The sequence below is a fragment of the Streptomyces sp. NPDC059398 genome (genome assembly GCF_042751845.1).
GTDB lineage: Bacteria > Actinomycetota > Actinomycetes > Streptomycetales > Streptomycetaceae > Streptomyces.
In genome coordinates this window covers 46,625-67,976 of record NZ_JBHYWP010000019.1, presented here as the reverse complement: position 1 = coordinate 67,976, position 21,352 = coordinate 46,625, and the positions used below count along the sequence as shown (strand labels likewise).

The following is a 21,352-nucleotide window of genomic DNA, read 5'->3' as shown; positions in this document are numbered from 1 at the left end:
GCCGCCCGCGGCACCCTCTAGGGTTTCCCCGTGGGGATCACAGAGAAGGTCCGGCCGCGCGCCGGGGGAAAGATACGCGCCGCCCTGACTTCCGGCGCGGGTTCCGGGCGGATATCCGGCCGGTGGTGGTTCGTGCCGTTGGTGGCCACCGGCTGCGTCCTTCCGCTGTACGCGGTGTGGGCGGCGGTGCTGGCCACCGGGGGCGGGGATCTGGCGGCCCAGTTCGCCTGGGCCGGTTTCGCCGCACGGCATCCGGCGTCGGCGTACAACCTGTTCTGGTACGGCGGGATCCACACCGCCAGCTACAGCCTCCTGGTGCCGTATCTGATGGCCTGGTGCGGGGCCAGAGCCGTCTCGGTGCTGGCCGGGGTCGGCGGGACCTGGGTGCTCTCGTGCCTCGTCGTGCGCTCCGGCGTACGGTGGCCGCTCGCGCCCGCCCTGCTCGGCGCCCTCGCGCTCTGGTGCAACGTCGCCTCCGGGCGTACCACCTTCGCGGTCGGGGTCGCGGTCGGGCTGCTCGCCGTGCTGTGGCTGGAGCGCCGGGTGGCCGCGCCGGTCTGTGCGGCGCTGGCGACCATGGCGAGCCCGGTCGCCGGACTGTTCCTGGTGGTGCTCGCGGGCGCCCTGCTGCTCGACCGCCGGTGGCGCACGGGGCTCGCTCTGGCGCTGCCGCCGTTCCTGGTGGTCGGTGCGACGACGCTGGTCTTCCCGTTCCAGGGCGAGATGCCGATGGCCGCGGGGAAGCTCTGGATGCCGCTGGCCGCGTGCGCCGCGCTGGGGGCCGCCGCGCGGCACCGGCTCATCCGGTACAGCGCCCTGGTGTACGGGGTCGGCGTCGTCCTGACGTATCTGATCGCCTCTCCGGTCGGGACGAACGTGGAGCGGCTCGTCGGTCTTGCGGGGCCGGTCGTGCTGCTGGTCGCGGTCCTCGCCGAGCACACCCGGGTACGGCGCGTGGTGCTGGTCGCCGCGCTCTGCCTCAACTGCTACTGGCTGGCCGACAAGACCGTCGACGACCTGCGGGTCTCCACCTCGGTGCCCGCCTGGGCCGCCGACACGAAGGGGGTCGTCGGCGCACTGGACGGGCTGCGGGCCGACCGTACCCGGGTCGAGGTGGTGCCCGCCCGCGACCACCGCGAGGCCACCGTGCTCGCCCCGCACGTGAACATGGCCCGCGGCTGGAACCGCCAGCTCGACGTGGAGCGCGGACGGCTCTTCTACGACGGGTCGCTGACCGCGGGCACCTACCGGGCCTGGCTGGACCGGTTCGCGGTCGGGTACGTCGTCCTGCACGACGGGCGCCCGGACGGCCCGGCGGAGGACGAGGCGGCTCTCGTACGGTCGGGGCCGTCGTGGCTCCGGCCGGTCTGGCACGACGCCCACTGGCGGATCTACCGGGTGCACCGTGCGACCCCGCTGGTGGAGCCGCCCGCGCGGGTGGTGAGCGGCGGGGACGCACGGCTGGTGGTGCATGTGCCGCGGCCGGGGACGGTGACGGTACGGATCGCGTACTCGCCCTGGCTGCGGGCGAGCGGCGGCGGTTCTGTGCACCGGAGCGGCGAGTGGACCGCGCTGACGGTGCGGCACGCGGGCGACTACCGGCTCGGCTCCGGATACGGGGGGCTGCTCGGTTGAGCGCGATGACGTGATGCCGGGAAGCCGGGATGCCGGGTGCTGATCGGTTCGGCGGCCCGGTCCGTACCACCGGGTCCCCCCGGCTCTCCCCGGCCGGCGGCCCCCGGCCGCCCCGTGACGTCGGTCACGGAGCAGCCGGTCGCACCGGTCCGGCGGCGCCCCGGGCGGAACCGGTCCGGCAGCGCCTCAGATCGTCGCGGTGTCGATCACGAAGCGGTAGCGCACATCGCTGCTGACCACACGCTCGTACGCCTCGTTGATCTTGTCGGCCCCGATCACCTCGATCTCCGCGCCGAAGCCGTGTTCAGCGCAGAAGTCGAGCATCTCCTGAGTCTCGCGGATACCGCCGATGCCGGAGCCCGCGAGGGTCTTCCGGCCGCCGATGACCGAGAACAGGTTGAGCGAGACGGGCTCCTCGGGGGCGCCGACGTTGACCATGGCGCCGTCGGTCTTGAGCAGGCTCAGATACGAGTCGAGCGGGAGCGGCGCGGAGACCGTGGAGACGATCAGGTCCAGGGTGCCGCGGAGCTCCTCGAAGGTCTTCGGGTCGCTGGTCGCGTAGTAGTGGTCGGCGCCGAGCTTCAGCCCGTCCTCCTGCTTGCGCAGCGACTGGCTCAGTACGGTCACATCGGCGCCCATCGCGTGCGCGATCTTGACACCCATGTGCCCGAGGCCGCCGAGACCGACGATGGCGACCTTCTTGCCGGGGCCCGCGTTCCAGTGGGCGAGCGGCGAGTACGTGGTGATGCCGGCGCAGAGCAGCGGCGCGGCCACGTCGAGCCCGATGCCCTCGGGGATGCGCAGGGTGTAGTTCTCGTCGACGACTATGTGTGTGGAGTAGCCGCCGTAGGTGGGCTCGCCCTGCTTGTCGAGGGCGTTGTACGTGCCGGTGTTGCCCCGGGCGCAGTACTGCTCAAGGCCGGCCTTGCAGTTGTCGCACTCCCGGCAGGAGTCGACCATGCAGCCGACACCGACCCGGTCGCCGACGGCGAACTTGGTGACTCCGGGGCCGACCTCCGCGACGATTCCGGCGATCTCGTGGCCGGGGACCATCGGGAAGATGCCCTCGCCCCAGCCGTTCCGGGCCTGGTGGATGTCGGAATGGCAGATACCGGCGTACTTGATGTCGATCAGTACGTCGTGCTCGCCGACCGGCCGCCGGGGCACGGTGGTGCGCTCCAGCGGGGCCTTCGGGGCGGGGGCGGCGTACGCGGCGACGGTGGTGACAGTCATCCGGAAACGTTCTCCTCAGGAATGGGGGGGTGCGTCCAGCCTGCCGGACGGTGCGGCTTTCGCCCATGCCCGGCCGTCTCCCTGCTGTGCCTACGCCTGCTGTGCGTACTACTGACAGGGTCAGGATGCTGGGCCTACGACCTGTGCCCGGGGCGCGGATACTGGGTGTATGGACCAGCGTGCCGAACTCAGCGAATTCCTCCGTTCCCGCCGGGCCCGCCTCCAGCCGCAGGACGTGGGCCTGCCCGAGCTGGGCAGGCACCGCAGGGTGCCGGGGCTGCGGCGTGAGGAGCTGGCGCAGCTCGCCGGGGTCTCCGTGGCGTACTACACCCGGCTCGAACAGGGGCACGGCAACAACGTCTCCAGCGAGGTCCTCGACTCGGTGGCGCGGGCGCTGCGGCTCTCGGACGCCGAGTCGGCGCACCTGGCGCATCTGGCGGGGCCGAAGCCGCGGAAGAAGCGGGCCGGGGCGGCCAGGCCGCAGCGGATGCGGCCCGAGCTCCAGCATCTGATGGACGCGATGGACGGGGTGCCCGCGTACGTCCTGGGGCGACGGATGGACGTCCTCGGTTCGAACCGGCTGGCGCGGGCGCTGTTCGTCGACTTCACGGCGCTGCCGCCCGAGGAGCGCAATATGGCGCGGATCGTGTTCCTCGACCCGAACTCCCGTGATCTGTTCATCGACTGGGAGTGCGTGGCCTCGGAGCTGGTGAGTTCGCTGCGGCTGTTCGCGGGCTGCTTCCCGGACGATCCGCAGCTCTCGGCGCTGGTGGGTGAGCTGTCGGTGAAGAGCGACGAGTTCCGGGTGCTGTGGGCGGCGCACACCGTGCGGGACAAGAGCTACTGCGTCAAGCGGCTGCACCATCCGCTGGTGGGTGAGCTGACGCTGACGTACGAGACGCTGAACCTCCCCGGCGACCAGGACCAGAGCCTGATCGCCTACCACGCCGAACCGGGCTCGGACTCGTTGGCGGCGCTGCGGCTGCTGGCCGCCTGGGGCATGGAGGAGACACCGCACCTCAGCCGGTAGGCACAGCGCACCTCGGCCGACGGGCCGGGCGGGCGGGACCTGTGGGCCGGGGCGGTGGGCCGGGCCGGTGAGCCGGGGCGTCCGGCCGCGCTCCCGTGCGGCCGACGCACCCCGTACCGCCCCTCCCCCTCCTTGCGGCCACCCCCCGTACGGCCGCTCACCGGGTCGCGGATCCCGCCGCCGGGACCCGGGGCCCGGAAACGGGGGCCGCGCGCCCTACGCTGCCGCGTTCTCGGTGATGGTGACCCTGCCCTTGCGGATGGTCGCAAGCCGGGGTGCCCTGCGGGCGAGCGCCGTGTCGTGGGTGACCATGACGAAGGTCAGCCCGTGCTCCTTCCAGAGCATTTCGAGCACCTCCATGATCTCGTCGCGCATGCCCTCGTCGAGGTTGCCCGTCGGTTCGTCGGCGAGCAGCACCTTGGGGTTCTTGACCAGCGCGCGGGCGATGGCGACCCGCTGCTGCTGGCCCCCGGACATCTCCGACGGAAGGTGTCCGAAGCGCTCGGCGAGACCGACCGAGTCCAGGGCGTCGGCGGCCCGGCTGCGCCGCTCGGACGGCCTGAGGCCGAGCGGGACGAGTGCGGTCTCGACGTTCTCCTGCGCGGTGAGCGTCGGTATCAGGTTGAAGGACTGGAAGACGAAGCCGATGTTCTGTGCGCGCACTTTGGTGAGCTTGGCCTCGCTGAGCTTCCCGAGGTCCACGCCGTCGAGCACGACACTGCCCTCGGTCGGCCGGTCTAGGCCGCCGAGCATCTGCAGCAGGGTGGACTTGCCGCCGCCGGTGGGGCCCTGGATGACCAGCCGGCCGCCGTCCTCGATGGTCAGGTCGACTCCGGCGAGCGCGTCGACGGTCTTCTTGCCGCGCTGGTAGCGCTTGGTGACTCCGCTGAGTTCGTACATGGAACGGTCTCAACTCCTGCTGTGCGGAAGGTGGGTGGGCGGCCGGGCGGTCGGGTTACTCGACACGGCGCAGGGCGTCGGCGGGGCGCAGCCGTGCGGCGCGCCAGCCGCCGAAGCCGCCCGCGATGAGCCCGCCGGCCACGGCGAGGGCGACCGCCAGACCGATGGTGGCGACCGATACGGGCGCGGTGAGCGCGATGTCGAGCGCCTTCGACGCCGCCCGCCTGCCACCGCCGAAGCCCCCTCCCATACCGCCGCCGCCCATACCGCCGCCGAAGCCGCCGCCCCCGAAGCCGCCCCGGCCGCCGCCCGACGAGCCGACCGATGCGGAGAGGGTCGGGCTGATGGCGGTCACGATGTACGCGCCGGCCAGCCCCAGCGCGATCCCGATGACTCCGCCGAGCAGCCCGTTGACCAGGGCCTCGCCGACGACCTGGCGGGTGACCCGGCCGCTCTTCCAGCCGAGCGCCTTGAGGGTGCCGAACTCCCGCACCCGGCGGCTGACGGCCGACGAGGTGAGCAGCCCGGCCACCAGGAAGGCGGCGATCAGGACCGCGATCGACAGCCACTTGCCGACGTTGGTGGCGAGGTTGGACGCGGTGGACAGGGAGCCGGACACGGTGTCCGCGAGATCGGCGGATGTGGTGACCGTGGTGCCGGGGACGTTCTTCTGGATGGCCGACTTGACCCCGGAGATCCGCTGGGAGTCGGTCGCCGCGACGTACACCGTGGTGACCTTGTCCTTGGCACCGGCGAGCGTCTGGGCCTGCTTGAGCGGCAGATAGAGGTTGGCTGCGGCGTCCCCGCTGTCGGGGGTGGCCACGCCCACGATCTTGTAAGCGACCGACTTGACGGTCACCGTGGAGCCCACCTTGAGCTTCTTCTTCTTGGCGTACGAGGCGTCCACGACGGCAACCTTGGCGTCGGTCTCCGTGCTCTTGAAGGTACGTCCGGAGGTGATCTTCGACGAGGTCAGCGGGCCGAGGCCGAGGTGGGCCACGTCCGTGCCGTACACGGTGTACGAGTCGACGTCGAAGTCGGCGCCGCCGCCCTGTACCTCACCCTGCGGGGCTCCGCCGCCGCCTCTGCGCCCGCCGGTGCCGCCGCCGGAGCGCTGCTTGAACTCGCCGCGCTTGAACTGGCCGTCGACCTTGAGCACGTTCAGGCTCAGTCCGCCGACGGCGCCCGAGACGCCGCTCTGCCCGCCGACCTTGCTCACGGTCGCCGACGAGAGGGTCTGGAAGCCCTGCACCATCACCCGGTCGCTGCTCTGCTTGGCGTCGTCGTCGCTGCCCTTGGCGCCGAACTGGAACTTGGGCCGTGCGTTGCCCCCGGTGGTCCCGGCGGGCGCCTCCGCCTTGGTGACGGTCATGTCCGTACCGAGGCCGTACAGCGACTGCAGGACCTTGTCCTGGGCCTGGCCCATCCCGGCGGAGACCGAACTGACGACGATGACCAGCGCAATACCGAGGGCGAGCCCCGAGGCGACGACGAGCGCCGCCTTTCTGCGGCGGCGCAGCTCGCGCCGGAGGTAGGTGAAGAACATGCGGTGAAATTAGGACCCGCCCGTGATGGCGGGATAAGGCCGGCGTGAGAGCCGGATGAGAACGGCCCCCGGGCCGCGGAGAGTTCACGACGACGCGTTCACGGCGCCGCGGTGGCCTCGGCGCGGTGGCCTCGGCGCGGGGGCCTCCCGGTCAGCCCATGCTCTTGGCGCCGTCGAGCGACTCACGGATGATGTCGGCGTGACCGGCGTGCTGGGCGGTCTCGGCGATGATGTGCAGCAGCACCCGGCGCGCCGACCACCGCACGCCGGGCTCGAACCAGGGAGCCTTCGGCAGCGGGTGGGAGGCGTCCAGGTCGGGCAGGGCGGCGACCAGTTCGTCGGTACGGGCGGCCGTGTCGGCGTAGTCGGCCAGCACCCCTGCGAGCGTCTCGCCGGGCAGCATCCGGAACTCGTCGGCCCGCCGGGCGAAGTCGGCCTCGGTCATGGTGGCGAAGTCCCCCATCACCGAGGGGCCCTCCACGATGAAGCCCGCCCACATCCGCTCGGCCGATGTGACGTGCTTGATGAGGCCGCCCAGACACAGCTCGCCCGCCGTGGTCCGCAGTCCGGCCTGCTCGTCGGTGAGTTCACGGGTGGTGAAGCGCAGGAAGTGCCGCTGCTTGGCCAGCGCCTCCAGCAGGTCGGCGCGCTCTCCGGTGACGGTGGTGGTTCCGGCCTGGTCGCGGTGGGCGGGCTCGTTGACAACCATGGTCTCTGCCTTCTGTCGGTTCTGTCGCACTGGGCGAGGAACACGCTAGAGGCCATCTAGGTCAGTCGCTGGCCGCCATACGAGCGCCGTACGAACGCCGTACGGTCCCCCGCGGAACGCACGGGCCGCAGACCGCGAACGGCGGCCCGTCCACCAGGGACGGGCCGCCGTTCGTGCGGGGCGGGGCGGGCTCACGCCCGGCTGGTCGGCAGCCGTCAGGCAGCCGAACCGGCCTTCCACTCCGACCAGTTCATGTTCCAGCCGTTGAGGCCGTTGTCCGGCTGGACCGTCTTGTCGTGGGAGTTCTTCACCACGACCACGTCACCGATGAGCGAGTGGTTGTAGAACCACGCGGCCGAGGTGTTCGGGTCGCCGGCGCCCTTGGTGTCCGAGAGCCCGACACAGCCGTGGCTGGTGTTGGCGGAACCGAAGACGGACTTGGCGCCCCAGTAGTTGCCGTGGATGAAGGTGCCGGAGCTGGACAGCCGCATGGCGTGCGGGACGTCCTTGATGTCGTACTCACCCTTGCCGTCGGCGTTGGTGAAGCCGACCGTGGAGCCGTCCATCCGGGTCTGCTTGTACTTCTCCGAGATCACCATCTGGCCGTTGTACGTGGTGTGCTCGGGGGAGCCGGCCGAGATCGGGATGGTCCTGATCGTCTTGCCGTCCTGGGTGACCTTCATCGTGTGCGACGCGGCGTCCACGACGGAGACCTGGTTGCGGCCGACCTTGAAGCTGACGGTCTTGTCCTGGACACCGGTGACGCCGCTGGCGCCCTCGACCCCGTCCAGGGCCAGCTTCATGGTGACGGTCGACCCTTCCTTCCAGTACTGGTCGGGGCGCAGGTCGAGACGGGTGGAGCTGAACCAGTGGCCGACGACCTGCTGGCCGCTGCTCGACGTCACCTTGACGGCGTCCTCGACGGCCTTCTTGTTGGTGATCGCCTTGTCGAAGTTGATCGAGACCGGCATACCGACGCCGACGGTCGAACCGTCCTCGGGCGTGAAGTTGCCGATGAAGCTGTGCGCGGGCGAGACCGTCGTGAACGAGGAGTTCTCGTGCGCCTGCCGGCCCTTGGCGTCCTTGGCCGTGACAGCGATCTTGTACGTGGTCGAGCGGTCGAGCGCGGTGTCCGGCTTCCAGCTGGCGCCGTCGGCCGAGATGGTGCCCTTGACCGTCTTGCCCGTGCTGCTGGTCATCGTGACCTGGGTGAGCTTGCCCGAGGTGACGGCGACCTTGGCGTCCTTGTTGATGCCCGCGTTGTCGGCGCCGCTCTTGGGCGTGATCGCTATTCGGGCGTCGGAGGTGTCCTTCGCCGCCGCCTCGTCGACCGCGCTCTGCGAGGACTTCTTCGCACCGTCCGGGCCGTCGGCCTTGCTGTCGCCTCCACTGCAGGCCGACAGCACCAGTACGCCGCCGAGCAGAGCGGACGCAGCCATCAGGCTCTTGCGCCGCCTACTTTCCGTCATCACACGCTTCTCCATCGTTGCCGAATACCCCGAAAATCCCCGAGCAGGTCACCTTGAGCGCCGTGACTGTGTGCCCGCACTGCCCTTTAAGAACATCTGTGGCGATGTGTCGGTTCCCCATCCGGTGAAGATGTGGGAAACAACACGTGCGGTCCCGGAAGGCCCCCGCCCCGGAGTGCGGTGCCCGCACTCCGGGATCCCGTGCCGCTCCAAGCCCCCCGCTCCCCGTGACTGCCTTGTCACACAACGGAGTTACGGAGAGGGGGTTACGGAGTCACACCCCCATCGTCGTCCGGCTCATCTTCCTCGTCCAGGTCCCATTCCAGCGAATCGGGGTCGTAGTCGATCTGTTCGCTCGACCACCCGGCCTGGACGAGTTCGACCCCCGGCACCTCGCCGAGCAGGTCGAGCGGGTCCACCAGGTGGGCGACCGCTTCTGCAGCGTCTTCCCTGACGGTGGCCTCGGCATGCGTACGGTCCTCACCGAGCATGCCGGGCTGCGCCCCTTCCGCGTCGTCCGCGATCCGTTCGAGCGCGGCCTCGCAGAGCGCGGGTGCGTCGTGGACCTCCAGCACCAATTCGACCTTGAGACGTACATAGCGGGATGTTTCTTCAGTGGTCATGCGACGGAGCGTAAGGCTCCCGGCCTCCGCGGCTTTCCTGCGACCCGCTGCTTTCACCAGTGCCGCGGCAGGCAAGGTTTGCCCGTCAAGGAGCGGCGTCCGGTGCGTGCTCTCGGCGTGCCGGCCGGAAGTCCTCGTACTGGACGTACTTGGGCTTTCGGCCGGTGCGGCGAGAGTGCGTGCCGGGCGTCGCGACGGGGCAAACCTTGCCTGCCGTGGCACTAGCATCGGCACACCAGCGCCAATTCAGGTTTGCAGCAAGGGAGATCGATCCTGTGTCAGCCCGCCGGCCGCTGTTGACCGCCGCATCGGCGGGGGTCCTGCTCTGCGCCCTGTGGTTCGTCCCCTCGGCACACACCTCGGGCGACCAGCGCTCCGGGGCCCGGGTGCACACAGGCCAGCGGCACACTGCCGCTCTCCCGGCCGCTCCCGGCCGGGCGGACACCACCGGGTACGTGGTCGGCGGCACGCTCTTCCTGGGCCTCGGGGCGGCATCGGTCGTCTACGTGGGGCGCCGTACGCCCACCGGCTGACGGGCCCGCAGGCCATCGGAGGGTCAGGCCCTCAGGTGGCGGGACCGGTCCGCTTGCCCCGGACCCGGCGGCGGTCGCCGGTCGGCGAAGGAGTGTCGGCCAGCCGCATCACCGCGCCGTCCCGCCCCGCCACCACCGGCTTCACCGACCGGGCGGCCTTGGCGCGGTACTGCGCGGCGTCCGCCAGCCGGAACAGCCGGGGGGCGGACTTCAGCGGCCCGATCGGATCGCCGGTGGACGCGACCCCGCACGCCACCCCGTCCCCCAGCTCCAGCTCGCCCGCCCGTACGCAGAGCTCGTCCGCGACCGCGATCGCCGCGTCCGCCGACGGGCCCACCGAGAGCAGGCAGAACTCGTCGCCGCCGAGGCGCGCGGCCAGCGCGCCCGGCAGCATCGCGCCGCAGACCGAGAGGACCGACCCGAAGCGTTCGAGCAGCCGGTCGCCGACCGCGTGGCCATGGGTGTCGTTGACCCGCTTCAGACCGTTCAGGTCGCAGACCATCAGGCTGACGACGGTTCCGTCCGCCAGGAACCGTTCCACCGCCGCGTCCAGCCCGATGTCGACCGCGCGGCGGTTGGCGAGCCCGGTCAGCGGGTCGGTGAAGGCCAGCTTCCTGACCTCCTCCAGGCGCTCGGTCTGCGCCAGTCCGGCCGCCACCACCGCGGCCAGCACCGTGGCGAAGTCCGCGTCGGCCCGGTCAAAGACAGGGGTCCCCACCGGCCTGGCCACATACAGCTCGCCCCAGGCCCGGCCGCGCAGCACTATGGGCGCGACCACACAGCTGCCGCGCCCGCGCCGGCGCAGCGCGGCCACCCGCTGGTGGCAGTAGCCGGCCGTGGACTCGGCCGGTCCGTCGGCCGTCTCGACCCAGGCGTTGGGTTCGCCGCCGCTCGCCCACCGCTCGTGCAGGAATTCGGCGATCTCCGGGAAGTGGTTGACCGGATAGGTCTCGGCGTCGGGGAACTCGGCCTCGCCCTCGACCCGCTCCCCCACATTGGCGAGCACCTTGAGCCGGCCCAGCTCCCGCTCCCAGACCGAGAGCGCGGCGAAACTGCCGCCCAGCGCCTCGCACGCGCCGAGCGTGGCCGCCCGCCAGGACGCACGCGGAGTCTGCGCCGACGCCATGGCCTGTGCCAGCGTCACCACTGCACGCAGCCGCACATCGTCACCCATTGCTTCAGCTTAAAGACGATGTGCGGCTTTTGAGTAGTTATGCGCTCACGCGCTGTGACATGCGGCTGTGGGATGCGGACGGACGGACGCTCCGGAGGACTCCGCGAGCCTCACTCCCCCGGCCACTGCGGCTTCCGCTTCTCGTTGAACGCCGCCACACCCTCCGCCCGGTCCCCCGAGAAGGCCACCGACCGCCAGGCCGCGTCCTCGACCTCAAGGCCGGCCCGCAGATCGAGACCGTGGCCCAGCCGCAGCGCACGCTTCGCCGCCCGCAGCCCGACCGGCGAGTTCGCCGCGATACGGTCCGCGAGCTCCAGCGCCCCGGTGCGGGCGTCGTCGGCCAGGATGTCGATCAGGCCCAGCTCGCGGGCCTCGGCCGACTCGACCCGCCGGGCGCTGAAGACCAGCTCGGCCGCGCGGGCCGCGCCGACGCGGCGCGGCAGCAGCTGGGTGCCGCCGCCCCCGGGGATCACCCCGACCGACACCTCCGGCAGGCCGACCACTGCCGTACCGTCCGCCACGATCAGATCGCAGGCGAGCGCCAGCTCGAACCCGCCGCCCAGCGCGAAGCCGTGCACGGCGGCCACGGTGGGCACCGGCAGCTCCAGTACGCCGGTGTACGCGGCGCGCGCCGTGGGGCGCTGGCGCACCAGCTCGGCGTCCGTGAGGGAGTTGCGCTCCTTGAGGTCGGCGCCCACACAGAAGGCCCGGTCATGGGTGGAGGTCAGCACCACGGTCCGCGCCGTGGAGTCCGCGGCCAGCGCCTCGCAGGCCGCCGCGATGGACCGTGCCATCTCCGTCGACACGGCGTTCATCGCCTTGGGCCGGTCCAGGACCAGTTCGGCGACATGGCCGTGGCGGCGCACGACGACGTACTCACCGAACCGCCGCTCACCCGCGTCCGTCCCGGCAGCCGTGCCCGTTCCAGTATCTGAGATTTCTGAGGTCATCCGCGCACGATAGGCCAGCGGGCACCGCGCGCGTCAGCCCCCGGCGGCCCCGGCCCGGCGTCCGGTCGGCAGCGCGCGGCCCGGCGCCCGCCGGAGCGTCGGCGGCCCCGGCGCCTCAGGTCGTACGACTCGTACGACGGGTGAGCAGCCAGGGCTCGACCACGCCGAGTCCGCGCACCGGCCGCTGCCACATCGGCTGGAGGGCGAAGCGGTAGGCGGGCGGCTCCTCGCCGTTCTTCTCGGCGCGCTCGGTCTCGGCCGCGGCCTCCGACTCGGAGACCGGCGCGTCACCGTGGCGCCCCAGCTCCTCGGCGAGCGCGCCGTCCACCAGGACCGTGTCCTTGGGCGCTATCGAGGTGAGCCGCGATGCCAGGTTCACGGTGGTGCCGAAGACGTCGCCCATCCGGGTCGTGACGGTGCCGAAGGCGATACCGACGCGCAGCTCCGGCATGGTCTCGTCGTTGCTCATGGTCTCGATGAGCCGCAGCGCGATCTCGGCGGCCGTGCCCGCGTCGTCCGCCGCGTACAGCACCTCGTCGCCGAGGGTCTTGATGAGCCTGCCGCCGTGTGCCGCGACCAGGTCGGCGCAGGTCGTCTCGAAGGCCTCGACCAGCTCGCCGAGCTCCTCCTCCTCCAGGCGCCGGGTCAGCCGGGTGAAACCGACGAGGTCGGCGAAGCCCACCGCGAGCCTGCGGTCGACCATCTCCTCGTCGTCCGCGGCCTGGACGACCCGCCCGGTGGCGGCCGCCAGCTGGCGCCGCCACACATAGCGCAAGAACTCCTCCAGTTCCGGAAGCAACAGCTCCACCAGCGGATAGGTGACCTCGGTGCGGGTCATCCCCGGCTCGGGCGGCTCGGTCAGGCCGGCCAGGAAGGAGTCGATCTGCCACTCGGCGAGCCGGGCGGTGGTCTGCCCGGTGGACCGGGCGACCTGCACCGCCATCGGCTCGCTCAGCAGCCCCGCCTCCACGAGCCCGGCCAGCCGGCGCAGCGCCAGCACATCGGCCTCGGTGAGCGCCTTGGCCTGGCCTATGTCGGGGAAGCCCATCGCCCGCCAGAAACGGGAGGCCAGCTCCATCGAGACACCGGCCGTACGCGCCGCCTGGAAGGGGGTGTAGCGCCGGTCGGCGCCGAGAATCAGGTGTTCGAGCCGGATCGCGAGCGGGTCGTTGCTCGGCTCCGCGGTGTGATCGACCTCATGGTGGGGGGTGCGGTACGGAGAGAACGGGGGCTCCTCCTCCGCGCCGGACGAGATGTTGTCGACGGTCACCTGCCGCCTCCTGCCCATTCCCTGCGCACTGCCCTGCCGATCTGGCTGACGCTCCGTGCTGATCTGCCCGCGGATCGCCTCAACCATACGGCAGGTGTGCCGTAGCTCACGTGCCCGGCGCTGTTCCGGCCGGTGTCGGGCGGGGCGCAGGTCCGGACGCCGCCCCGCCCCCGGACCGGTGTCAGACCGGGCGCAGGTGCACGATGTCACCCGCGCCGACCGGCCGCACGCCGTCCCCGGTTGCCAGCACCAGCCGCCCGTCGCCGTCGACGGCGACGGCCTCGCCGGTCAGCGAGGTGTCGCCGGGCAGCTCGGCACGGACGGTACGGCCCAGGGTCGAGCAGCCCGCCGTGTACGCCTCCTGGAGCCGTGAGGCGGCCGGGTCGCCGTCCTCGGCTCGCCACTCCCCGTACCACTGCTCAAGGGAGCGCAGCACGGCCCGCAGCAGTGGGTCGCGGTCGGTGGAGACCGCCCCGGCGAGGGCCAGCGAGCCCGCGGTGGGGACGGGCAGTTCCGCCGCGTGGAGCGAGACGTTGATGCCGACGCCGACCACCACGGCGCCGTCCGCGGTGCGTTCGACGAGGATGCCGCCCGCCTTGCGCTCGGCGCCGGACGGGGCATCCCCGGGGCCGGGCGGGCCGGAGTCCCCGGGAACCGTGACGAGCAGGTCGTTCGGCCACTTCAGCGCGGTGTCGACGCCCGCTGCCCGGGAGAGACCGGCGGCCACCGCGACCCCGGTGAGCAGCGGCAGCCACCCCCAGCGCTCGGCCGGGACCCGCGGGCCGGGCCGCAGGAGTACGGAGAAGAAGAGCCCGGAGCGCGCGGGCGCCGACCAGGTGCGGTCCAGCCGGCCGCGGGCCGCGCTCTGTTCCTCGGCCACCAGCACCGCCCCTTCCTCAAGTCCGGCGGCGCGCCCCACGAGGTCGGAGTTGGTGGACCCGGTGGCCGCGACCACGTCGAGCGAGGTCCACAGGGACCCCGGCCGCACCAGCGCGCGGCGCAGGGCCGTCGCGTTCAGCGGCGGGCGCTCCAGATCCGTCCAGCGGTTCCCAGGTACATCGGATGACGTCATGCAACCCACAGTAGGTGTGGCAAACGACGCACTGCCGAGGCGCATCAGCGCCGATACGCTACGTGTCTGTAGCCGAAACGCCCTGTCAGACGCCTGCGCACCCAGGGAGCCGCAACCCGATGTCCGAGCCGGAAGAGATCAACGTCCACACCACCGCGGGGAAGCTCGCGGATCTTCAGCACCGCATCGAGGAGGCGACCCACGCCGGTTCGGCGCGCGCGGTGGAGAAGCAGCATGCCAAGGGCAAGCTGACAGCCCGTGAGCGAGTGGAACTGCTCCTCGACGACGGGTCGTTCACCGAGCTGGACGAGTTCGCCCGGCACCGCTCCACCAACTTCGGCATCGAGAAGAACCGCCCGTACGGCGACGGTGTGGTGACCGGTTACGGCACGGTCGACGGCCGCCCGGTCTGTGTCTACTCGCAGGACTTCACCATCTTCGGCGGGTCGCTCGGCGAGGTGTACGGCGAGAAGATCGTCAAGGTCATGGACTTCGCCATGAAGACCGGCTGCCCGATCATCGGCATCAACGACGGCGGCGGCGCCCGGATCCAGGAGGGGGTGGCCGCGCTCGGCCTGTTCGCCGAGATCTTCCGCCGCAACGTCCACGCGTCGGGGGTGATCCCGCAGATCAGCCTGATCGTCGGCCCGTGCGCGGGCGGCGCCGTGTACTCCCCCGCCATCACCGACTTCACGGTGATGGTCGACCAGACCTCGCACATGTTCATCACCGGGCCCGACGTCATCAAGACCGTCACCGGTGAGGATGTCGGCTTCGAGGAGCTGGGCGGCGCCCGTACGCACAACACCACGTCCGGTGTGGCGCACCACATGGCGGGTGACGAGAAGGACGCGATCGAGTACGTCAAGTCGCTGCTCTCCTACCTCCCTTCGAACAACCTCTCCGACGCGCCCGCCTTCCCCGAGGAGGCGGATCTGGAGACCTCGGACGTGGACCGGGAGCTGGACACGCTCATCCCGGACTCGGCGAACCAGCCGTACGACATGCACACGGCCATCGAGCATGTGCTGGACGACGGTGAGTTCCTGGAGACCCAGGGCCTGTTCGCGCCGAACATCGTGACCGGTTTCGGACGGGTCGAGGGCCACCCGGTGGGCATCGTCGCCAACCAGCCGATGCAGTTCGCCGGCTGTCTGGACATCAACGCGTCCGAGAAGGCGGCGCGCTTCGTCCGCACCTGCGACGCGTTCAACGTCCCCGTCATCACCTTCGTCGACGTGCCGGGCTTCCTGCCGGGTGTGGACCAGGAGTACGGCGGCATCATCCGGCGCGGTGCCAAGCTGATCTACGCGTACGCGGAGGCCACGGTCCCGCTGATCACGGTGATCACGCGCAAGGCGTTCGGCGGCGCGTACGACGTGATGGGCTCCAAGCACCTGGGCGCCGACCTCAATGTCGCCTGGCCCACCGCGCAGATCGCGGTGATGGGCGCGCAGGGCGCGGTGAACATCCTGCACCGGCGCACCATCGCGGCCGCGCAGGACGCCGACGCGACCCGGGCCGAGCTGATCTCGGAGTACGAGGACACGCTGCTCAACCCGTATGTCGCGGCCGAACGCGGCTATGTCGACGCGGTGATCATGCCGTCCGAGACCCGCAGGCACATCGTGCGGGGGCTGCGTCAGCTGCGCACGAAGCGGGAGTCGCTGCCGCCCAAGAAGCACGGCAACATTCCGCTGTAGGAACCACTTCCGGACACTGCTTACGGACCGCTACCCACCCCATCCGCAGAAGGGCTCGACGATGATCAAGGTCGTACGGGGAAACCCGACCCCGGAGGAGCTGGCCGCCGCGGTCGCGGTGGTCCAGGCGCGCGCCGCCGCGGCGGCCGCCGCCCCGTCAGGAGCGCCGCTGCCACCGGAGGAGTGGTCGGACCCGGCGCGCATCGCCCGGCACCGGATACCGCAGCCGGGGCCGCGGGCGTGGGCGCGCACCTACTGGCCGGGGTAGGGCGGTACGGGCGGGTGCGGTCCCGCCAGGGCGTTGTGGCGGCCGGGTCACCACGGGCGGGTAGCTACGGGCGGGTCCCGGCCCGCCCCGGGGCGGGCCGTCCGGGTCAGACCGCCGGGGTCACGCCGCCGTACGTGTGCCGCCGCCCGGGTCAGGCCGCGCGTACGTGTGCCGCCGCCCGTTCCGCCGCGCGGACCACCTGTTCGGTGTCCACGTTCACCAGCTCCCCGCCGGACTTCCGCAGGTAGCCGTCGATGAAGACCTCACTGACGTTCGGCGGCTGGCCGTTGAGCACGATCTGGCTGACCCAGTCGAAGCGCGGGGCGAAGTTGAGGGTGCCGGGGTCCAGGACCAGAACGTCGGCGCGCTTGCCCGGCGTCAGTGAGCCGACCTGACCGGCCAGCCCGACGCATTCGGCGCCGCCCATCGTCGCCAGCCGCAGCACCGCCGGGATGGTCGGGTGGATCCCGGCGTCCAGGTGAAGCGCCCGCTGGAGGCCGACGGCCGCCTTCATCACGTTGAACATGTCGGATGTGTCGTTGGTGCCGCCGTCATGCCCGAGCCCGGCCCGGATGCCGCGCCGGTGCATCGCGGGCAGCGGCATGATGCCGGAGGCCAGCCGCATATTGCTGAGCGGGCAGTGCGCCACCCGTACACCGTGGTCGCCGGTGAGCGCTATCTCGTCGTCGGTGAGGTGGATCGCGTGGTTCATCAGCAGTCCGGGACCGAAGGCGCCGACCTCGCGCAGGGCGCGGATCTGCTCGTCCTTGCGGTCGTCGCGGTTCTCCAGGACATGGGAGTTGATCATCAGTCCGAGGTCCCGGGAGACCTCGTGCAGCAGCCGCAGATCCTTGATCCCGGGCATGCTCGCATGCACCGCCACCTGGGCGGATGCCAGCGGCAGCGGGTCCAGGAAGTCCTTCTTCACCTCGGGGATCAGCCGGCGGTCGGCGCCGCTCTGCGTCATCGCGTAGACGAACCTCAGCCCTGAGTCGTGCAGCGCCCGGACATAGCGCTCACTCGTCTCGTACGGGATGGCGTGCACCCAGTCCACGACGGTGGTGACTCCGGCCTGCAGCGCGTCCAGGGCCGCGAGATGGACGAATCCGTACATGTCCTGGGCGTCGATCTTCGGCAGCGTCGTACGGTTGCAGGCCGCGAGCCAGCCGGTCACGTTCTGGTCGGAGCAGCCGCCGCGGATGCTCGACTGCCAGAGGTGGTTGTGGATGTCGACGAAGCCCGGCATGACCAGCTTGCCGGTGGCGTCCACCACCCGCGCGCCGTGCGGGACGTCGAGTCCCCGGCCGACGGCGGCGATCCTCCCGTCCCGCAGCAGGACGTCGGTGCCGCCCTCCATGGTGCCGAGTTCGCCTTCGCCGACGCCCGGGTCCATGGTGAGGACGAGACCGGCGCCGCGCAGCAGGGTGGTCCGCCGCTCGCCCGGTTTCTCGCCGTGACCGGTCGGCCGTTCGTGGGCGGTGGCCGGTAACCCGGTGGCTGCCGCCAGCGGAACAGCACCAAGACCTGCGAGAACGCTTCGTCTGCTCATTTTCGGAAAGTTCATTCCATTTTTATATCCCGGCCCTGACGCGACGCATGAAGACGGCTTCCAGCCAACTGACGGGGCGTCAGCAATGGGGAGGTGTCCGACTCGTCCGGGCAGCCTGAGTACCCGTACTCAGGCGCCGGGACCCTCCCCGGCCGCACCATCGGGTGCATGCTGTGGTCCGATCCGGAGAACAAACCGCCCAAGGAGCTGCGGGACGCACAGGCGATGCTGCGCCGTGCCGGTCTCGTACTCGCCGCGGCGATGGTTCTCGTGATGGCGGTGCTCAGCCTGCGCTGAACGGGTCGCTCGTGCGGTCATACGATGGCCCGCATGACTGCACAGCGCCGACTCGTTCTCGGTTCCGCATCGCCCGCCCGTCTCGGACTGCTCCGCAACGCCGGACTCGACCCCGAGGTGATCGTCAGCGGCGTGGACGAGGACGCCCTCAGCGCCCCCACCCCCGCCGAGCTGGCTCTCGTACTGGCCGAGGCCAAGGCCCGGTCGGTCGCCGCCCGGGAGGCCGCGGCCGGCGCCCTCGTCATCGGCTGTGACTCCGTACTGGAGCTGGACGGCGAGGCGCTCGGCAAGCCGGCCGACGCCGATGAGGCCACCGCACGCTGGAGGGCCATGCGCGGCCGGGCAGGCATCCTGCAGACCGGTCACTGCGTCATCGACACCGCGACCGGCCGCACCGTGTCGGCCACCGCGTCCACCACGGTCCGCTTCGGCGAACCGACGGACGCCGAGGTCGCCGCGTACGTGGCGAGCGGCGAACCGCTCCATGTCGCGGGGGCCTTCACCCTCGACGGCCGCTCGGCACCGTTCGTCGACTCCATCGAGGGCGACCACGGCAATGTCATCGGACTCTCGCTGCCGCTGCTGCGCAAGCTGCTGGCCGAACTGGACGTGTCCCTCACAGACCTCTGGGTCTGACGGACCCCTGGGTCTGACGGACCTCTGGGTCTGACGGTCTCCGCATCCGAAACCGGTCAGACCTGGTCCGACCACGTCAGACCATGTCCGACCGCCCCGGGACCGGAACCGGCGCGGGCCCCTCGGCGCAGTGCAGCGGCTCCGGCGCCGCGCCGGGGACTCCGGTCCGTACGAAGCCCAGCCAGGTCGTCCGCAGTGCGGCGCCCAGCGCCTCGACCTCATCCCAGGGGGTGTCGCCCAGCATCGGGGCGCCCTCCCACGCCCCCCGGCCGCCGAGCAGCAGCGGCAGTTCGACGCAGTGGGTCGCACCGAGGGGCGAACCCGCGGGGCGCCAGTCGAGCCGGTAGGAGTGCACCCGGGCGCCCGCCCGTTCGAGCCGGGCGCCCAGCTCCGCGAGGGGTGCGGCGTACATCCGGGCGGTGAGCTCCGCCGGGTCGCCCGTCTCGCCCGGGAAGGCGGTCATGTCGTCGGCGTTCCAGCCGTACAGGACGTCCAGGCCGCGGACGTTCGCCGCGAAGGCGGCGCCGTCCCGGCCGATCACCCCTTCGACGGGGCTGAACGGCGGCTCCAGGGAACTGGCCGCCTCCCGGAGATGGGCCGCCGCGGTCACCCGCTGTGCGTCGAGCAGCGCCGCCGGGCCCGCAGTCGACGGGGACTCGCCCAGCGTGGCGAGGTGATCCGCGAAGATCCGCCCGAGCGCCTCGGCGTCCTCGCGGGACCGCTCGGTGAGCACCAGGGGGGCGCTCTGCAGAATCGCGCGGTGGAAGAGCCCCCGGGCCTCGGCCATCTCCATCAGCAGCCGGATCGAGATACCGCCCGCCGACTGGCCGAAGACGGTGACACTGCCGGGGTCGCCGCCGTACTCCGCGATGTGCTCCCGCACCCAGCGGAGCGCTTCGAGCTGGTCGTACAGGCCGAGGTTCCCCTCGCTGACGCCGTCGAGACAGAGATAACCCAGTGCGCCCACCCGGTAGTTGACCCCGACGACCACCACATCGCCCTGTGCGGCGAGCGCCCCGCCGTCGTACCAGTCCATCAGGCCGGCGCCGCTGCTGAACCCGCCGCCGTGGAACCAGACCATCACCGGCCGGGCCCCGCCGCCCCCGGCCGGGGCGGTGACCGTCAGATTCAGGCAGTCCTCGCCCTGGGGCCTGCGGTCGTGGGGCGGGCCCATCACCGCGTCGAGCCTGGACGGCGGCTGCGGGCAGATCTCGCCGCCGGCGGGGCGGGCGTCACGGGCCGCCACGGCACGCGGCCGTCCGAAGCGCTCGGCGGTCGCATAGCGGATGGGGCCCGTACGGACAGGCTCCGCACCGGCCGGGCCGGTGCCGCTCGTCCCGGTACCGGTCGGCCCCGTACCGGTCGACCCAGTGCTGGAGCCTGTCATGCCGTACCTCCTGTGCCGGTCAGCGGCCCACCGGGTACGGCGTCCGCGGTTCCAGTCTCCACCGGTTCCGGCGCCTGCGCCGGGGCGCTCTCCGGCACCAGCCGGAACAGCGCGACCGCACCGCCCAGGCTGACCGCGCAGATCACCGCGAGATACCAGGTCACCCCGGTGGACGTCCCGTCGGTGTTCAGCAGCGCGGTGGCGATCATGGGGGCGAGCCCGCCGCCCAGGATGGCGCCGCTCTGCAGGATCACCGAGGACCCGGAGTACCGGACCCGGGCCGGGAAGGTGTCCGCGATGAGGGAGCCCTGGACGCAGTGGGTCACGGGGATGATGAGCCCCATGCCCACCAGCGCGACCACGGCGAGCACCGGGCTGCCGGTGTCCAGCAGCGGGAAGAAGGCCACGCACCAGACCAGGATGGCGGCGGAGCCCGCGATGAACATGGTGCGCCGGCCGTGCCGGTCCGCGTACGTCGTCCACACCGGTATCGCCGCGAACCAGAGCACCGCCGCCGCCGTCACGCTCAGGATCAGGAACTGCTTGTCGTAGTGCAGGTGTTCGCTGCCGTACGAGAGCGTGAACACCATGAACACATAGGCGACGGCCGAGTTGGCGACCACCGCGAGCAGCGTCAGCACCAGCCGGGGGAATCCAACCTTCAGGGACTCGGCGAGCGGGAACCTGACCACCTCGCCATCGGCGAGCACCCGGTGGAAGGACGGCGACTCGGTGACCCGGAGCCTGATCACCAGGCCCACCGCGACCAGGACGAAGCTCAGCAGGAAGGGGATGCGCCAGCCCCACGCGGTGAACGTGTCGTCGCCGAGCAGCGAGTTGGCGGCCAGGAAGACGACGTTCGCCAGGACCAGTCCGGCCGGGGTCCCCATCTGCGGGAAGCCCGCGTAGAGGTTCCGTCTGGTCCCCGGCGCGTGCTCCATCGACATCAGGGTGGCACCCGCGCCCTCACCGCCCAGCCCGATGCCCTGGATGATCCGCAGGGTCACGAGCAGCGCCGGTGACCAGAAGCCGATGGACGCGTATCCGGGGAGGAGGCCGATGAGAGTGGAGCCGATCCCCATCAGGACCAGGGAGACCACCAGGGTCGCCTTGCGTCCGATCCGGTCGCCGAAGTGGCCGAAGACCAGGCCCCCGAGGGGCCGGGCGACGAAGCCGACGGCGAGCGTACTGAAGCTGGCGAGGGTGCCGGCCGCGGGGCTGAGCGACGGGAAGAACTGCTTGTTGAAGACCAGTGCGGCGGCCGTGCCGTAGAGGAAGAAGTCGTACCACTCCAGGGTCGTGCCGGCGAGCGTCGCGACAGCGGTCCTGGCGGGGGACGGGGGGTTCACGGGGGGATTCACGGACTGG

The 21,352-nt window shown here is 71.4% G+C and carries 20 protein-coding genes; 7 read left to right on the top strand and 13 right to left on the bottom strand.

Annotated features, from left to right (window positions below; all coding sequences use genetic code 11):
- Positions 1 to 132 precede the first annotated feature (132 nt).
- Positions 133 to 1,635 carry a hypothetical protein gene (locus ACFXBC_RS09900; protein ID WP_385021107.1) on the top strand — a complete coding sequence of 501 codons (1,503 nt, stop codon included), beginning with the start codon at positions 133 to 135 and terminating at the stop codon, positions 1,633 to 1,635.
- Between the two features lie 186 nt (positions 1,636 to 1,821).
- On the opposite strand, the gene ACFXBC_RS09895 is transcribed toward ACFXBC_RS09900, so the two are convergent.
- Positions 1,822 to 2,868, bottom strand: a complete 1,047-nt coding sequence (locus ACFXBC_RS09895; RefSeq protein ID WP_385021017.1) for an NAD(P)-dependent alcohol dehydrogenase — start codon at positions 2,866 to 2,868, stop codon at positions 1,822 to 1,824.
- 169 nt (positions 2,869 to 3,037) lie between these two features.
- Between ACFXBC_RS09895 and ACFXBC_RS09890 the strand changes: the two genes are divergently transcribed.
- Complete coding sequence (locus tag ACFXBC_RS09890; RefSeq protein ID WP_385021014.1) at positions 3,038 to 3,898, top strand: helix-turn-helix domain-containing protein; 861 nt, start codon at positions 3,038 to 3,040, stop codon at positions 3,896 to 3,898.
- Between the two features lie 216 nt (positions 3,899 to 4,114).
- Here the strand turns inward: ACFXBC_RS09890 and ACFXBC_RS09885 are convergent, their stop codons facing one another.
- The 5 genes from ACFXBC_RS09885 to ACFXBC_RS09865 form a co-directional block, all read right to left on the bottom strand.
- Positions 4,115 to 4,798, bottom strand: coding sequence for an ABC transporter ATP-binding protein (locus ACFXBC_RS09885; protein WP_385021011.1), 684 nt, complete (start codon positions 4,796 to 4,798; stop codon positions 4,115 to 4,117).
- Between the two features lie 55 nt (positions 4,799 to 4,853).
- Positions 4,854 to 6,344, bottom strand: coding sequence for an ABC transporter permease (locus ACFXBC_RS09880; RefSeq protein WP_385021008.1), 1,491 nt, complete (start codon positions 6,342 to 6,344; stop codon positions 4,854 to 4,856).
- A gap of 151 nt (positions 6,345 to 6,495) precedes the next feature.
- Positions 6,496 to 7,053 carry a DinB family protein gene (locus tag ACFXBC_RS09875; protein WP_385021004.1) on the bottom strand — a complete coding sequence of 186 codons (558 nt, stop codon included), beginning with the start codon at positions 7,051 to 7,053 and terminating at the stop codon, positions 6,496 to 6,498.
- A gap of 215 nt (positions 7,054 to 7,268) precedes the next feature.
- Positions 7,269 to 8,537 carry an Ig-like domain-containing protein gene (locus tag ACFXBC_RS09870; protein ID WP_385021001.1) on the bottom strand — a complete coding sequence of 423 codons (1,269 nt, stop codon included), beginning with the start codon at positions 8,535 to 8,537 and terminating at the stop codon, positions 7,269 to 7,271.
- Positions 8,538 to 8,788: 251 nt separating this feature from the next.
- The gene (locus ACFXBC_RS09865) at positions 8,789 to 9,145 is read right to left on the bottom strand and encodes a hypothetical protein (RefSeq protein ID WP_385020998.1); all 357 of its coding nucleotides are present in this window, start codon (positions 9,143 to 9,145) and stop codon (positions 8,789 to 8,791) included.
- A 275-nt stretch (positions 9,146 to 9,420) separates the two neighbouring features.
- Between ACFXBC_RS09865 and ACFXBC_RS09860 the strand changes: the two genes are divergently transcribed.
- Positions 9,421 to 9,678, top strand: coding sequence for a hypothetical protein (locus tag ACFXBC_RS09860; RefSeq protein WP_385020995.1), 258 nt, complete (start codon positions 9,421 to 9,423; stop codon positions 9,676 to 9,678).
- 31 nt (positions 9,679 to 9,709) lie between these two features.
- Here the strand turns inward: ACFXBC_RS09860 and ACFXBC_RS09855 are convergent, their stop codons facing one another.
- The 4 genes from ACFXBC_RS09855 to ACFXBC_RS09840 form a co-directional block, all read right to left on the bottom strand.
- Entirely contained in the window at positions 9,710 to 10,852 is a 1,143-nt protein-coding gene (locus ACFXBC_RS09855) for a diguanylate cyclase domain-containing protein (protein ID WP_385020992.1), read from the bottom strand.
- Positions 10,853 to 10,962: 110 nt separating this feature from the next.
- Complete coding sequence (locus tag ACFXBC_RS09850) at positions 10,963 to 11,802, bottom strand: enoyl-CoA hydratase/isomerase family protein (RefSeq protein WP_385020989.1); 840 nt, start codon at positions 11,800 to 11,802, stop codon at positions 10,963 to 10,965.
- Positions 11,803 to 11,917: 115 nt separating this feature from the next.
- Positions 11,918 to 13,072 (bottom strand): adenylate/guanylate cyclase domain-containing protein, encoded by a 1,155-nt coding sequence (locus tag ACFXBC_RS09845; protein WP_385020986.1) that lies wholly within the window; start codon positions 13,070 to 13,072, stop codon positions 11,918 to 11,920.
- Positions 13,073 to 13,253: 181 nt separating this feature from the next.
- Positions 13,254 to 14,144 (bottom strand): biotin--[acetyl-CoA-carboxylase] ligase, encoded by an 891-nt coding sequence (locus tag ACFXBC_RS09840; protein WP_385020983.1) that lies wholly within the window; start codon positions 14,142 to 14,144, stop codon positions 13,254 to 13,256.
- Between the two features lie 119 nt (positions 14,145 to 14,263).
- Between ACFXBC_RS09840 and ACFXBC_RS09835 the strand changes: the two genes are divergently transcribed.
- Both ACFXBC_RS09835 and ACFXBC_RS09830 read left to right on the top strand, forming a co-directional pair.
- A complete protein-coding gene (locus ACFXBC_RS09835) occupies positions 14,264 to 15,847 on the top strand; it encodes an acyl-CoA carboxylase subunit beta (protein WP_385020980.1) in 1,584 nt (527 codons plus the stop codon).
- Positions 15,848 to 15,908: 61 nt separating this feature from the next.
- The gene (locus ACFXBC_RS09830) at positions 15,909 to 16,115 is read left to right on the top strand and encodes an acyl-CoA carboxylase epsilon subunit (protein ID WP_385020976.1); all 207 of its coding nucleotides are present in this window, start codon (positions 15,909 to 15,911) and stop codon (positions 16,113 to 16,115) included.
- Between the two features lie 151 nt (positions 16,116 to 16,266).
- Here ACFXBC_RS09830 and ACFXBC_RS09825 read toward each other — a convergent pair whose 3' ends face one another.
- Positions 16,267 to 17,664 carry an amidohydrolase family protein gene (locus ACFXBC_RS09825; protein ID WP_385020973.1) on the bottom strand — a complete coding sequence of 466 codons (1,398 nt, stop codon included), beginning with the start codon at positions 17,662 to 17,664 and terminating at the stop codon, positions 16,267 to 16,269.
- A gap of 168 nt (positions 17,665 to 17,832) precedes the next feature.
- On the opposite strand from ACFXBC_RS09825, the gene mmpB reads away from it, so the two are divergent.
- Positions 17,833 to 17,961 carry a morphogenic membrane protein MmpB gene (mmpB, locus tag ACFXBC_RS09820; protein WP_356828410.1) on the top strand — a complete coding sequence of 43 codons (129 nt, stop codon included), beginning with the start codon at positions 17,833 to 17,835 and terminating at the stop codon, positions 17,959 to 17,961.
- 24 nt (positions 17,962 to 17,985) lie between these two features.
- Positions 17,986 to 18,597 (top strand): nucleoside triphosphate pyrophosphatase, encoded by a 612-nt coding sequence (locus ACFXBC_RS09815; protein WP_385020969.1) that lies wholly within the window; start codon positions 17,986 to 17,988, stop codon positions 18,595 to 18,597.
- Between the two features lie 76 nt (positions 18,598 to 18,673).
- Here ACFXBC_RS09815 and ACFXBC_RS09810 read toward each other — a convergent pair whose 3' ends face one another.
- The gene (locus ACFXBC_RS09810) at positions 18,674 to 19,984 is read right to left on the bottom strand and encodes a carboxylesterase family protein (RefSeq protein ID WP_385020966.1); all 1,311 of its coding nucleotides are present in this window, start codon (positions 19,982 to 19,984) and stop codon (positions 18,674 to 18,676) included.
- Positions 19,981 to 21,333, bottom strand: coding sequence for an MFS transporter (locus ACFXBC_RS09805; protein WP_385020963.1), 1,353 nt, complete (start codon positions 21,331 to 21,333; stop codon positions 19,981 to 19,983). Before ACFXBC_RS09805 ends, ACFXBC_RS09810 begins: the two co-directional genes overlap by 4 nt.
- Positions 21,334 to 21,352 lie beyond the last annotated feature (19 nt).

Bases quoted from the DNA above. Each gene is read 5' to 3' on its own strand.
- ACFXBC_RS09895 (WP_385021017.1), bottom strand. From the start codon at position 2,868: ATGACTGTCACCACCGTCGCCGCGTACGCCGCCCCCGCCCCGAAGGCC.
- ACFXBC_RS09890 (WP_385021014.1), top strand. From the start codon at position 3,038: ATGGACCAGCGTGCCGAACTCAGCGAATTCCTCCGTTCCCGCCGGGCC.
- ACFXBC_RS09885 (WP_385021011.1), bottom strand. From the start codon at position 4,798: ATGTACGAACTCAGCGGAGTCACCAAGCGCTACCAGCGCGGCAAGAAG.
- ACFXBC_RS09880 (WP_385021008.1), bottom strand. From the start codon at position 6,344: ATGTTCTTCACCTACCTCCGGCGCGAGCTGCGCCGCCGCAGAAAGGCG.
- ACFXBC_RS09875 (WP_385021004.1), bottom strand. From the start codon at position 7,053: ATGGTTGTCAACGAGCCCGCCCACCGCGACCAGGCCGGAACCACCACC.
- ACFXBC_RS09870 (WP_385021001.1), bottom strand. From the start codon at position 8,537: ATGGAGAAGCGTGTGATGACGGAAAGTAGGCGGCGCAAGAGCCTGATG.
- ACFXBC_RS09865 (WP_385020998.1), bottom strand. From the start codon at position 9,145: ATGACCACTGAAGAAACATCCCGCTATGTACGTCTCAAGGTCGAATTG.
- ACFXBC_RS09855 (WP_385020992.1), bottom strand. From the start codon at position 10,852: ATGGGTGACGATGTGCGGCTGCGTGCAGTGGTGACGCTGGCACAGGCC.
- ACFXBC_RS09850 (WP_385020989.1), bottom strand. From the start codon at position 11,802: ATGACCTCAGAAATCTCAGATACTGGAACGGGCACGGCTGCCGGGACG.
- ACFXBC_RS09840 (WP_385020983.1), bottom strand. From the start codon at position 14,144: ATGACGTCATCCGATGTACCTGGGAACCGCTGGACGGATCTGGAGCGC.
- ACFXBC_RS09835 (WP_385020980.1), top strand. From the start codon at position 14,264: ATGTCCGAGCCGGAAGAGATCAACGTCCACACCACCGCGGGGAAGCTC.
- ACFXBC_RS09830 (WP_385020976.1), top strand. From the start codon at position 15,909: ATGATCAAGGTCGTACGGGGAAACCCGACCCCGGAGGAGCTGGCCGCC.
- ACFXBC_RS09825 (WP_385020973.1), bottom strand. From the start codon at position 17,664: ATGAGCAGACGAAGCGTTCTCGCAGGTCTTGGTGCTGTTCCGCTGGCG.
- mmpB (WP_356828410.1), top strand. From the start codon at position 17,833: ATGCTGTGGTCCGATCCGGAGAACAAACCGCCCAAGGAGCTGCGGGAC.
- ACFXBC_RS09815 (WP_385020969.1), top strand. From the start codon at position 17,986: ATGGCCCGCATGACTGCACAGCGCCGACTCGTTCTCGGTTCCGCATCG.
- ACFXBC_RS09810 (WP_385020966.1), bottom strand. From the start codon at position 19,984: ATGACAGGCTCCAGCACTGGGTCGACCGGTACGGGGCCGACCGGTACC.